This window comes from Flavobacterium sp. U410, assembly GCF_053570605.1.
Window position 1 is genome coordinate 48,297 of the sequence record NZ_JBSEFI010000004.1, and the last position, 12,606, is coordinate 60,902.

The window sequence follows — 12,606 nt, forward strand, 5'->3', positions numbered from 1 at the left end:
CGAAATTAAACAATAATTATTCAATTACGTAATCCATAGTATCTGTTTCCGATAATCTAAAGAAACCTAAAGCATAATTATCAAAATTGGTTTGGTTTACAATGTTACCCCTAACTGTTGCTGGCGGTGTTTGAAAAGGACCACCACCGTTAGAACCTGCAATGCCTAATAAGATATTCATGTAATTGTAATACGTTTCAGAAATGCCCTGAAGTGTTAAAGTAACCGTGTTGCCTGAATTTAAATCTTCGTCGGTATATAAGCCAAACATTTGATTTCCTTGAAAGAATTCGTCGCTAATCACATCATATTCCGATAAAATAGTAATACTGGTGTTGAATTGTATCAAGTAGTAATTATCCACATTAGGAATATCGCTATAAAAGAATTTTACTTCAATCTGGTCACCCGTAAATCCGCCATTATTATCTTGTTCTACGTTAGTAATGGCAGGAACTTCTTTAAGTGTTTCTGTAGCGGTATAGGTTTCACCATTATAAATAACCGTTAAGGTATACGTTTGATCAATTTCGGGAACAAAATAGTCACAGAAATATTCGCCTGTATTTGTGATTTCAGTAAAGGTAAAAACGTCATTGTTTTCATTGGTTACAAAAACCGTTGCGCCGGTAACTGCCGGAACATTATCTTCATAAAAGCCGGCTGTTGTGGAAAGAAGGATGGTTTGTTCGTTTCCGGTAGTTCCTTTTTGCCATTTTAAAGAAGCATCGATAACTAATTTAGGTTCGGCAGTTTCTAAATCAACAGTAACAACGTCTTCACAGCTAATAAGTGTAAAAAGCGTTACTGCTAAAAGGATTAAAAAAGTGGTTATTTTCAAGATAATTTTTACCATAATTAAAATTTAAAATTATAGGTTACACTAGGAACAATTCCGAAAATAGATAAACGAACGGCTTCGTTATTTCCGGAATCTTGATTTTGTCTGAAACTCATAGAAGCTGCATTTTTTCGGCTGTAAATATTATAAATTCCGAAAACCCATTCGCCATACCAATTTCTGTTTTTATTTTTTTCGGGAACCAAAGTAACCGAAACGTCTAAGCGATGATACGTTGGCAATCGGTTTTCATTTCGTAAGCCATACGTCGGAACCATAATTCCTTGGTATTGGTATTGTCCGTTAGGGTAGGTAACCGGTTGTCCGCTTTGTAAGGTGAAAATACTGCTAAAACTCCATTTGTCATTAAGTTGATACATGGAAGTAACCGAAAGATTATGCAATTTGTCCCAACCTGTTTTATACCATTCGCCATTGTTAATTCCGGTTTCTTCGGCTGTTCTTCCGGGAGTTCTTTGCTCCGAACGCGATAAAGTGTACGAAAGCCATCCGGTTAATTTTCCGTTGTTTTTTCGAACTAAAAGTTCTAAACCATAAGCTCTGGCTTCTCCTTTTAAGACTACTTGTTCAATATCGTCATTAGCAATTAAATCAGCGCCATCAATATAATCCAATCGGTTTTTAACTTTTTTGAAGAAAGTTTCAGCTTCTAAGGAATACGCACCGTTTTTAAAATTTCTAAAATAGCCAAAGGCAACTTGATCCAAAATTTGAGGTTTCAAGTAATCATCACTTGGTGTCCAAACATCTAATGGAGTAGGAGATTGCGTATTAGAAATTAAATGTAAATATTGAACCATTCGGTTATAACTGGCTTTAATGGAACTTTTTTCGTTTAAAGTATAGGCTAAAGCCAATCGAGGTTCTAAATTGCCAAATTGCGAAATAATATCGTTTTTACCATATTTTTTGGTGCCAATTGGAGTCGCTTTTTCATAAATCTGAAAGTCTTCGTTGAAAACTACTGCCTGATTGTTTTCGTAAAGGTTAATTTCTTCATTTCCCAATCGGTAAAACAAACTATAGCGTAAGCCATAGTTCACACTCAATTTTTCAGAGATTTTTTGTTCGGAATCAATGTAAAAAGCAGGTTCAAAAGCATATTTTTTAGCCAATTTATCCGGATTTATACCGGAAGAATCATCGGTTGGATTAATTTCACCGGGATTGAAATCATAATAGATAGCATTAACACCGTAAAAGAGTTTGGTTTTATCGGAAAGATAGTGTTTGAAATCGTATTTTAAATTGTAATTTTTGATTCCGCTATCCCAATTAAATCCAACAAAATTTAAGGTCAAACCATAGTAATAATCACTATAAATAAGTGAAAGATTTGAGAATAATTTATCCGAAAACAAATGATTCCATCTCAGGTTTAAGATCGAATTTCCATAAGTATTCTTAAAACTATCGCTCAAGCTAAAAACATCTCGACCAAAATAACCCGACAAATATAAACTGTTATTGTCGTTTAACTGATAGTTTAATTTGGTATTCAAATCATAGAAATAAGCCGAATTATCATTGTTTGCTAATTTTAAAAATAAATGGGCATACGAACTTCTTCCGGCCACTAAGAACGAACCTTTGTCTTTCACAATAGGACCTTCTGCTAGCAAACGACTCGAGATTAAACCAATTCCACCATTCATGTGAAAACCGGAATTGTTTCCGTCTTTTTGATAAATTTCCAAAACGGAAGCTACTCTTCCGCCAAAACGAGAAGGAATTCCGCCTTTATACAATTTAATATCTTTGATAGCATCGGTGTTGAAAACAGAGAAGAAACCAAATAAGTGTGAAGAATTGTAAAGCGTAGCTTCATCTAATAAAACTAAGTTTTGATCGGCAGCACCGCCTCTAACATTAAATCCCGATTGCCCTTCACCGGCGTTGGTCACTCCGGGCAAGGTTAAGATAGATTTTAAAATATCGGTTTCTCCCATTACGGCAGGCATTTTTTTAATAGTAGCGGCCGTAATTTTATGCGTACTCATTTCGGGTTTGTCGATAATTACTCTGTTCGGATTATCGGTTACTACAATTTCCTGAAGATCTTGTAAAGACTCTTTTAAATTGATGTTTATTTTTTGGTTACTGTTTAAAGAAACCTTTTGATAATAATCACTGAAACCGATATAACTTACCCAAACGGTATGTTCTCCTTTAGGAAGTGTTAAGGAATAAAAACCATATTCATTTGTGGTCGTTCCGGTTTTCAGCTCCGGAATGGCAATGGTTACACCGATAAGTGTTTCGCCTGATAAACTGTCTTTTACAGTTCCGCTAATAGTAAATTTTTCTTGGGAATATCCAATGAAACTCAGTAAAAAAACTAAAAAAATGCTAACTTGCCTAAAGTTTGTGAACATGGTATATTTTTTGATATGCAAATTAGACGAAAATTTTTAATTTTTGTTTCATGATAATTGTTAATCATTGGTTAATTTGTAGTGAAATTATTTGCCATTCAATAGCTTTGTCTTAAAAACTGATAGTGATGAGGAATCATTTAGGAATTTTATTTTGTTTGATAACAGCTTCGGTTTTTGCCCAAATCGACACTAAAAAACAACCTTTAAAGTTTGAGTTGAAGTTGCCTAATTCTACAGGCACAAACTCCAACTCTTTTGATAGTTCTTTACCTAGTTTGGATTATAAAAGTCCGCTTGAAAATAATGATAGTAACATTTTAAAGCGCTATTCTATTTTGAATAAAAAAGAAGAAGCAAAAAGTGTTTTTGATACATCAAATGATTTCAAAAATCCGGGAGATGAGGTAAAAGATAAACTAAACGGAGAAATCAACAGAGATGGAAACTGGGAAGATGTATTCTTTGGGAAATTTGTTGTTCGTACACCATCTATTATTATTAAGATGAGAGATTATATGGATCCTGATGGTGACAGGGTAAAGATTTTGTTGAATGCCGAAACAATGTATTCTAACGAACTTTTAGAAGGGCATTACAACACTTATATAATTAACCTTAGAGAAGGTGATAATTTAGTTGCTATTATGGCACTCAATCAAGGTTTAGCAGGACCTAATACTGCAAATTTTGCTATTTATGATGCAAATAACAATTTAATCACTGCAAATGATTGGAACTTAAAAACAGGTGTTTCTGCCAAATTTACTATTGAGTATATTAAACCCATGACCGAGAAATAATCCAGTTTTTTTGCAAATTATTTGATTCAGTTTTAAATGTGAAATTATTTCATTTATCAGAAGAAAACAAATAAATGTATTCCATTATAAAAAAATCCAATTACGTTTTTGTAATTGGATTTAATTTTTATAGTGTTTTCAATATATTATAGAATATTCAACTCTGCCATACATTGCTTCATCATCTGGTAAGTACGTTCAATATCATTATCTAAACCTATTGAAAAACGAATTAAACCATCGGTTAATCCCATTTCTTGCTGTTCTTCCAAAGGAATTTCAGAAGAAGTTGAAGTTCCGGGAGCACTAAATAATGTTTTATAGAAACCTAAACTTACTGCTAAATACCCTAAATTTCTTTCTTGCATTAATTCCATCAATTCATTGGCTTTGTCTAAAGAACCTACATCAATAGTCATCATACCGCCAAAACCATATTCTGGGTTAATCATACTAGCATATAATTTATGACTAGAGTGACTTTCTAAACCGGGATAAACTACTTTTAATCCGTCTTTTTCAAATTTTTGAGCCAAATACATAGCATTATGACTATGTTGTTTCATACGAATATGCAATGTTCTTAAGTTTTTCAGAATACTAGCAGCTCGTAAACTATCCATTGTTGGTCCTAAAAGCATACTGGCACCATCATTTACATTACGCAAGTCGTCGATAAATTGTTGCGTTCCGCAAACTACGCCACCTATCGTATCGCTACTTCCGTTGATGAATTTAGTTAAACTATGAATAACAACATCAGCACCTAATTTTCCGGGTGCAACTGAAAGCGGAGAAAAAGTATTGTCAACTACTAATTTCAGGTTATGTTTTTTAGCAATTTTTGCTAAACCTTCAATGTCGGCAACTTCTAAAAGCGGATTACTAACCGTTTCACAATATAAAACTTTAGTGTTAGGCGTAATGGCAGCTTCAACTTTGTCCAGTTTCGTAATGTCGACAAAAGTGGTTTGAATATTGAATTTTGGAGCAAAATTTTTCAAAAAAGCATAGGTTCCGCCATAAATAGTTCGGCTCGAAACAATGTGGTCTCCGGCACCACATAATTGCATTAAAACCGGAGTAATAGCACCCATTCCTGATGCAGCAACATTAGCAGCTTCGGTTCCTTCCATAGCAGCAAGTGCTTGTCCTAAATACAAATTTGAAGGAGAAGAATGACGAGAATATAAATAACAACCTTCTGCATTGCCTTCAAAAGTATCAAACATGGTTTTAGCAGAAAGGAAAGTATAAGTTGAACTATCTGAAATGGAAGGATTAACACCTCCGAATTCGCCAAAATATTGTAAATCCTGAATATTATCAGCCGGATTAAAAGTACTCATAGTATTAGTTTGTTTAGTTTTTGTAGCTCAAAATTCACTATTTATAATTTATTTTTCAATATAAAATGTAAAATATGGTATTAAAAACTATAATTTTGTATGAAAATAGTTTTTAGTTCTTTTTAAAGTTTAGTTTTAACAAGAAAACCAAAGAAATATGAAGTTAGATAGTATTGATAGACGCTTATTGGAATTACTACAAGCCGATACCAAAAAAACAACCAAAGAGCTGTCCGTAAAATTAAATTTATCGGTTACGGCTGTTTATGAGCGTATTAAAAAATTAGAGCGCGAAGGTGTTATTAATAAATATGTCGCTCTATTAGATAAATCAAAGATAGAAAAAAACTTTGTAGTTTTTTGTCATATCAAATTAACCCAGCACAATATCGATATTATTTCTCAGTTTGAAAAAGAAGTAGTAAAGATCAATGAAGTATTAGAATGTTATCACGTAAGTGGAGATTATGATTATATTTTAAAGATTTTCGTTAAAGATATGGAAGCTTACCGGGAGTTTATGGTGACCAAATTAACAACCATTCAGCATATAGGAAGTACGCATAGTACTTTTATGATTGGCGAAGTAAAAAACAGTACCGCTTTTAAGTTTTAGGTATAATAAATTACCAATAAATTCACACCTATTAATGCAAAAAGCGTTACTTTTGTAATCAATAAATCATATAACTACTAATATTAATAAAATATTTCCAAAAAATGAGTCAATTTGATGTAACCATTATTGGTTCTGGTCCAGGCGGGTACGTATCGGCTATACGTTGCGCTCAATTAGGTTTTAAAACTGCAATCATTGAAAAATATTCAACATTAGGTGGTACTTGTTTAAATGTAGGCTGTATCCCTTCAAAAGCTTTATTAGCGTCTTCTCATCACTATGAAGAATTACAACATTTTGCTGATCACGGTATTGAAGTGGCAGGTGATATAAAAATTAATTTAGCAAAAATGATCGAACGCAAACAAGCAGTAGTAGATCAAACATCAGGTGGTGTAAAATATTTGATGGATAAAAACAAAGTAACTGTTTTTGAAGGTGTAGGTTCATTCGAAAGTGCTACTTCAGTTAAAATTACTAAAAACGACGGTAGTTCAGAAGTAATTGAATCAAAATATATCATAATTGCAACAGGTTCTAAACCATCAACTTTACCATTCATTTCAATTGATAAAGAAAGAATAATCACTTCTACAGAAGCTTTAAAATTACCGGAAGTTCCTAAACATTTAGTGATCATCGGAGGAGGAGTTATCGGAATTGAGTTAGGTCAAGTGTATTTGCGTTTGGGAGCTCAAGTTTCAGTAGTAGAATATTTAGACAGAATTATTCCGGGAATGGATGCTGCTTTGTCAAAAGAATTGACTAAAGTATTGAAAAAACAAGGAATGAAATTCTATACTTCTCACAAAGTAAAAGAAGTAACTCGCAACGGCGAAACCGTAACTGTTAAGGCAGATGATGCTAAAGGAAATGAAGTATCATTAGAAGGAGACTACTGTTTAGTAGCAGTAGGTCGTCGTCCGTATACTGACGGATTAAATGCTGACAAAGCCGGAGTAAAAATGACAGAAAGAGGTCAGGTTGAAGTAAACGATCATTTACAAACTTCTGTACCTAATATTTATGCTATCGGTGATGTAATTCGCGGAGCAATGTTGGCACACAAAGCAGAAGAAGAAGGTGTTTTAGTAGCCGAATATTTAGCAGGTCAAAAACCACACATCGATTATAACTTAATTCCCGGAGTAGTTTACACTTGGCCGGAAGTTGCCGCTGTTGGTAAAACAGAAGAGCAATTAAAAGCAGAAGGTGTAGCTTACAAAGCAGGAAGTTTCCCTTTCAAAGCTTTAGGTAGAGCCAGAGCAGGAGGAGATACTGACGGTTTCGTTAAAATTTTAGCAGATGCTAAGACTGACGAAGTTTTAGGGGTTCACATGATTGGTGCTCGTTGTGCCGACTTAATCGCAGAAGCCGTTACCGCTATGGAATTTAGAGCTAGTGCCGAAGATATTTCAAGAATGTCACACGCTCACCCTACATTTGCAGAAGCTGTAAAAGAAGCTGCTTTAGCTGCTACTGATAACAGAGCATTACACGTGTAACAAAAATGTCAATCTGAACTTGTTTCAGATTCTAATAAAAAACCTAACAGATTTTTAATTTGTTAGGTTTTCTTTTTTTTAAGAGCAAAAATGTAGCGCATCTTTGTGTTCCATGTTCCCGCTTTTCGCACTACAAGGTAGTTTGCTTCAATCGGGGCTAATAAGTTATTCATAAAACTTTGGTCGACTTTTAAAACTTTCTTTACTTTGTAATTCAAATTTTTACTTTGAGAACAACTGTTGTTAAAACCATAAACGAACCTTTACTTTTTAAGCAAAAGCTATTGTATTGGGCTAACCAATTTAGAGAAGTCGTTTACTTAGATTCTAATAATTACGAGCAAAAATATACCAGCTTTGATTGTATTTTGGCAGTTGAAGCTTTTACTTCTATTCAAACTGATTCTCATAATGCTTTTGATGATTTACATCAATATCAATCACAAACAAAAGATTGGTTATTCGGGTATTTGTCCTATGATTTAAAAAACGATGTGGAGCAATTGGAATCTCATAATTTTGATGGTTTACATTTTCCGGATTTATTTTTCTTTCAGCCCAAAAAAGTATTTCTTTTAAAAGGAAACCAATTGGAAATTCAATATTTACACTTTGTGGATGACGAAATGGAATATGATTTTAACGATATTTTGTCAGTTCGAGCAGCTTGTACCGAGCTTGACGAGGTAGAGTCGAGAACCAATGAACAAGCTTTGAATTTAGAGAATAGTCAACCTAAGCCAGTCGAAATCAACCAACAAATTTCTAAAGAAAAGTATTTGGAAAAAGTTCAAAAGATGTTAGATTACATTCATCGAGGCGATATTTATGAAGCCAATTTTTGTATGGAATTCTTTGCCGATGGTGTTCAAATAAATCCTTTAGAAATTTACCAAAAACTAAATGCTATTTCTCAGCCACCTTTTGCCACTTTTCTAAAAAACAATAAACAGTATGCACTTTCGGCATCACCCGAACGTTATTTGAGAAAGGAAGAAACCAAAATAATTTCGCAACCCATAAAAGGAACCACGAGGCGTGGAGCCAATTTTGAAGAAGATAGCGTGTTAAGAGCTGATTTGGAACAAAACGGAAAAGAACGTTCCGAAAATATCATGATTGTCGATTTGGTTCGCAACGATTTATCGCATACCTCTACAAAAGGAAGCGTAGCAGTGGAAGAATTATGTGGAATTTACACTTTTAAACAAGTGCACCAAATGATTTCTACGGTTGTTTCTCAAGTTGAACTCGCGACTAGTCCGGTAGAAATTATCAAATCTACTTTTCCGATGGGAAGCATGACCGGAGCACCCAAGATTTCGGCGATGAGAATCATTGAAGAATTAGAAGAAACAAAAAGAGGTTTGTATAGCGGAACTATTGGCTATTTTACACCAAATGGCGATTTTGATTTCAATGTGGTTATTCGAAGTATTTTATACAATGCCAAAAATAAGTATGTTTCTTTCTCTGTAGGAAGTGCCATAACAGCACAATCTGTTCCAGAACAAGAATATGAAGAATGTTTACTAAAGGCTAAAGCTATGTTTGAGGTTTTAGGTAAATAGGGTAAAATATCTAATTCTAATCAAGTCAATATCATTTTTTTGTCAGGTCGAGCGGAGTCGAGACCAATGTTTTAAAATAATAGTTACTTTTGAAAGATGTTAGTAAAATTCCAAAACCATATTCAAAATAAATTCCATTTCTTAAAAGAAAGCCGATTTTGCATTGCCGTAAGTGGAGGAGTAGACAGCATGGTTTTGGCTCATTTGTTTCAGCAATTACAGTATTCATTTTCCGTTTTGCATTGTAATTTTCAATTGCGAGGCGAAGAAAGTGACGACGACGAACAATTTGTAACCCAATATTTTCAAACCCATCAAATTCCGGTTAAAGTAAAACATTTTGCAACCGAGGAATATGCCAAACAACATAAACAAACTATTCAAGTTGCTGCCCGCGAATTGCGTTATCATTGGTTTCAAAAGGAAATGCAAGCTCAGAATATTCAATATTTGGTTACGGCACATCATGCCGATGACGATTTGGAAACGTTTATCATTAACCTGAGTCGGGGTTGTGGTTTAGACGGGTTAATTGCTATTCCGGAGGTGAATGATACTATTTTGAGACCATTGTTACCCTTTTCGCGTCAGGAAATTTTAGAGTATGCTAAAGAAAATAACATTGAATGGCGAGAAGACAGCAGTAATGCTTCCGATAAATATTTACGAAATAAAATCAGACATCATATTGTTCCGTTATTAAAAGAATTACATCCTACATTTTTGGATAATTTCATTAAAACGCAAGACTATTTAAAGCAAACACAAGCCGTAATTCAGGAAACAACGGCAAATACTATTGCTGAACTGATAGCAATTGATGAAAACGGAACGGTTTCTATAGCGGTAGAATATATCAAAAGATTACCCAATTATCAGTTGTATTTGTACCAATGGTTGAAAGATTTTGGTTTTACTGCTTGGCAAGATATTTACAATTTGGTAGATGCCGAAACCGGAAAGAGAATTGTTTCGCCAACGCATATTTTGCTTAAAAATAGAGAACATCTTATGCTTTCTGTGATTAGCGAAGCAAAAAAGGAAGCATATTCTGTTACAGAAGGTCAAAGTTCTCTTAAAGTTCCCTTAAAACTTACTTTGGAACCCATTGAACATATCGCAAATTTTAATAACAATACTATCTTTGTAGACGCAGATAAATTAAGTTTTCCGTTAATCATTCGAAAAAGAGAAGAAGCTGATGCATTTTTCCCAAGTGGAATGAAAGGAAAAAAGAAACTGAGTAAGTATTTTAAAGACGAAAAATATTCACTTTTTGATAAAGAAAACCAGTGGTTATTAGTTTCTGCAACAAACGAAATTATTTGGGTAATCGGAAAAAGAGCTGACGAACGGTTTGTAGTGCATTCAGATACCTTAAAGATATTGAAAATAGAATTAGAGCAATAATTGTTTACAACAAAACTCCAGACTATAAATAAAACCAATGAAAAAGAACTTATATTTTATTTTACTGCTAATCTCTTGGGTAAGTCAAGCCCAACTTTTAGATCCGGTTAAATGGAAAACCAACTTGACGAAAATTTCAAACAACGAATTTGAGTTGGTCATGAATGCAACAATTGAGCCCGAATGGCACATGTATTCACAATTTACGCCCGATGGAGGTGCTTTACCAACCGTTTTTGAATACAAAGAAGCTAAAGGAAATTATACTGTTGTAGGAAAAACAGTAGAGAGTAAATACACTAAAGCCTATAATGATATTTTTGAAGTTGACGAATATTTCTTTAGTAATTCCGCTCAGTTTAAACAAAAAATTAAAGTTACCAATACCCAACTAAAGGAAATAAAAGTCTATGTAGAATATCAGGTTTGTAAAGAACAATGTATTCAACAAGACAAAACCTTTACTTTTAAACTTCCTGAAATTAAGGAAGAAAGAACAGCCATAGTTGAAGAAGTAAAACAAACAGAAGCTCAGCCTTTAGAAATTGATAGTACTGAAGCTACAATTGTTGAGAAACAGGTTACTGATGAGGTTGTAGCTACTCCTTCAACAGAACATAAAGATTTAGCAAAAGCAGAAAAACGTGAAGAAAAAAGAAGTCTTTGGACAATATTTATTTTTGCTTTTTTAGGCGGATTTGCCGCTTTGTTAACACCATGTGTTTTCCCAATGATTCCACTAACAGTAAGTTTCTTTACTAAACAAAGTGGTTCACGCGAAAAGGGAATCATGAATGCCATTTTTTATGGGTTGTCAATTATTGTAATTTACGTTGCACTAGGCTCGTTAATCGTTGGGATTTTTGGTGCTGATTCATTGAATGCGTTATCAACAAGTGTTATTTTTAACATCATATTCTTCATTATTTTGGTATTTTTTGCGGCATCTTTTTTAGGTGCTTTCGAAATTGTTTTACCGCAATCTTGGGCTAATAAAGTAGATATGCAAGCCGGGAAATCAGGAATTTTAGCTATTTTCTTCATGGCATTGGCATTAGCAATTGTCTCTTTTTCTTGTACCGGACCTATAGTAGGAACATTATTAGTTGAAGCTTCGTCAAAAGGAGGAATTGCTCCGATTATAGGAATGTTAGGTTTTTCAAGTGCTATTGCATTACCTTTCATGTTATTTGCCTTATTTCCGGGTTGGTTAAATTCATTACCAAGATCAGGTGGATGGATGAATACGGTAAAAGCGTCATTAGGATTCTTGGAATTAGCGATGGCCTTTAAATTTTTATCGAATGCCGATTTGGTATTGCAATTGCATTGGTTAGAAAGAGAAGTTTTTATCGCTATTTGGATTGCTGTTTTTGGAGCTTGGGCTTTTTATTTATTCGGAAAAATTACATTACCACACGATAGTCCGCTTTCTCACATTTCAGTAGGGCGTTTGTTTATGGCTTTAATTGTATCTATATTCACGATGTATTTAATTCCGGGATTATGGGGTGCTCCGTTAAAAGTAATTTCAGGATTTCCGCCACCAATGACGTATAGTGAAAGTCCTTATGGAGTGGGGTATACCAATGGAGGAGAGACTACTACTGCCGAAGTTTTGCCGGAACATGCACACTTTGGACCACATAAAATCATCGCTTTTCATGATTATGACAAAGGAGTAGCTTATGCAAAACAAGTAGGTAAACCAATTTTATTAGATTTCACAGGTCACGCCTGCGTAAATTGTAGGAAAATGGAAGAACACGTTTGGTCTAAACCTGAAATTTTACCTTTGCTTAAGAATGATGTGGTTTTGATTTCGCTTTATGTAGATGACAAACGCGAGCTAGAAGAAAAAGATAAATACACTTCTACTGAAACCGGAAAAGAGATTCAAACCATTGGTAACAAATGGAGTGATTTCCAAATTACACGTTATCAAAATAATGCCCAACCATTTTATGTGATTTTAGATGCTGATGGAAAAGACATTAGCACACCGGTTGGTTACACACCGGATGCTGATGAATATAAAGCTTGGTTAGAAGACGGGATTAAAGCTTTTAAGAAATAAGAAACAAATTATGATATAAACGAAACGAAGCCTTT

General features: G+C 34.0%; 9 protein-coding genes. 6 read left to right on the forward strand and 3 right to left on the reverse strand.

Annotated features, from left to right (window positions below):
* Positions 1-16 precede the first annotated feature (16 nt).
* Together ACUSJC_RS04225 and ACUSJC_RS04230 are read right to left on the reverse strand one after the other, a co-directional pair.
* Positions 17-856 (reverse strand): DUF4249 domain-containing protein, encoded by an 840-nt coding sequence (locus ACUSJC_RS04225; RefSeq protein ID WP_449268310.1) that lies wholly within the window; start codon positions 854-856, stop codon positions 17-19.
* Positions 857-858: 2 nt separating this feature from the next.
* Positions 859-3,237 (reverse strand): TonB-dependent receptor, encoded by a 2,379-nt coding sequence (locus tag ACUSJC_RS04230; protein WP_449268311.1) that lies wholly within the window; start codon positions 3,235-3,237, stop codon positions 859-861.
* A gap of 128 nt (positions 3,238-3,365) precedes the next feature.
* Between ACUSJC_RS04230 and ACUSJC_RS04235 the strand changes: the two genes are divergently transcribed.
* Positions 3,366-4,040: a hypothetical protein gene (locus ACUSJC_RS04235; protein WP_449268312.1), complete on the forward strand. Its 675-nt coding sequence runs from the start codon at positions 3,366-3,368 to the stop codon at positions 4,038-4,040.
* 146 nt (positions 4,041-4,186) lie between these two features.
* On the opposite strand, the gene ACUSJC_RS04240 is transcribed toward ACUSJC_RS04235, so the two are convergent.
* Positions 4,187-5,389: an aminotransferase class I/II-fold pyridoxal phosphate-dependent enzyme gene (locus ACUSJC_RS04240; protein WP_449268313.1), complete on the reverse strand. Its 1,203-nt coding sequence runs from the start codon at positions 5,387-5,389 to the stop codon at positions 4,187-4,189.
* Positions 5,390-5,546: 157 nt separating this feature from the next.
* Here ACUSJC_RS04240 and ACUSJC_RS04245 point away from each other — a divergent pair, with 157 nt between their 5' ends.
* The 5 genes from ACUSJC_RS04245 (at position 5,547) to ACUSJC_RS04265 (ending at position 12,571) form a co-directional block, all read left to right on the forward strand.
* The gene (locus ACUSJC_RS04245; protein ID WP_449268314.1) at positions 5,547-6,005 is read left to right on the forward strand and encodes an Lrp/AsnC family transcriptional regulator; all 459 of its coding nucleotides are present in this window, start codon (positions 5,547-5,549) and stop codon (positions 6,003-6,005) included.
* Positions 6,006-6,109: 104 nt separating this feature from the next.
* Positions 6,110-7,513, forward strand: coding sequence for a dihydrolipoyl dehydrogenase (gene lpdA, locus ACUSJC_RS04250; protein ID WP_449268315.1), 1,404 nt, complete (start codon positions 6,110-6,112; stop codon positions 7,511-7,513).
* 227 nt (positions 7,514-7,740) lie between these two features.
* On the forward strand, positions 7,741-9,084 hold the full coding sequence (locus tag ACUSJC_RS04255) for an anthranilate synthase component I family protein (RefSeq protein ID WP_449268316.1): 1,344 nt from the start codon (positions 7,741-7,743) through the stop codon (positions 9,082-9,084).
* Between the two features lie 96 nt (positions 9,085-9,180).
* The gene (gene tilS / locus ACUSJC_RS04260; RefSeq protein ID WP_449268317.1) at positions 9,181-10,494 is read left to right on the forward strand and encodes a tRNA lysidine(34) synthetase TilS; all 1,314 of its coding nucleotides are present in this window, start codon (positions 9,181-9,183) and stop codon (positions 10,492-10,494) included.
* A 37-nt stretch (positions 10,495-10,531) separates the two neighbouring features.
* The gene (locus ACUSJC_RS04265; RefSeq protein ID WP_449268318.1) at positions 10,532-12,571 is read left to right on the forward strand and encodes a protein-disulfide reductase DsbD family protein; all 2,040 of its coding nucleotides are present in this window, start codon (positions 10,532-10,534) and stop codon (positions 12,569-12,571) included.
* Positions 12,572-12,606: the final 35 nt, after the last annotated feature.

Bases quoted from the DNA above. Each gene is read 5' to 3' on its own strand.
- ACUSJC_RS04245 (WP_449268314.1), top strand. From the start codon at position 5,547: ATGAAGTTAGATAGTATTGATAGACGCTTATTGGAATTACTACAAGCC.
- ACUSJC_RS04230 (WP_449268311.1), bottom strand. From the start codon at position 3,237: ATGTTCACAAACTTTAGGCAAGTTAGCATTTTTTTAGTTTTTTTACTG.
- ACUSJC_RS04265 (WP_449268318.1), top strand. From the start codon at position 10,532: ATGAAAAAGAACTTATATTTTATTTTACTGCTAATCTCTTGGGTAAGT.
- ACUSJC_RS04235 (WP_449268312.1), top strand. From the start codon at position 3,366: ATGAGGAATCATTTAGGAATTTTATTTTGTTTGATAACAGCTTCGGTT.
- ACUSJC_RS04225 (WP_449268310.1), bottom strand. From the start codon at position 856: ATGGTAAAAATTATCTTGAAAATAACCACTTTTTTAATCCTTTTAGCA.
- tilS (WP_449268317.1), top strand. From the start codon at position 9,181: ATGTTAGTAAAATTCCAAAACCATATTCAAAATAAATTCCATTTCTTA.
- lpdA (WP_449268315.1), top strand. From the start codon at position 6,110: ATGAGTCAATTTGATGTAACCATTATTGGTTCTGGTCCAGGCGGGTAC.
- ACUSJC_RS04240 (WP_449268313.1), bottom strand. From the start codon at position 5,389: ATGAGTACTTTTAATCCGGCTGATAATATTCAGGATTTACAATATTTT.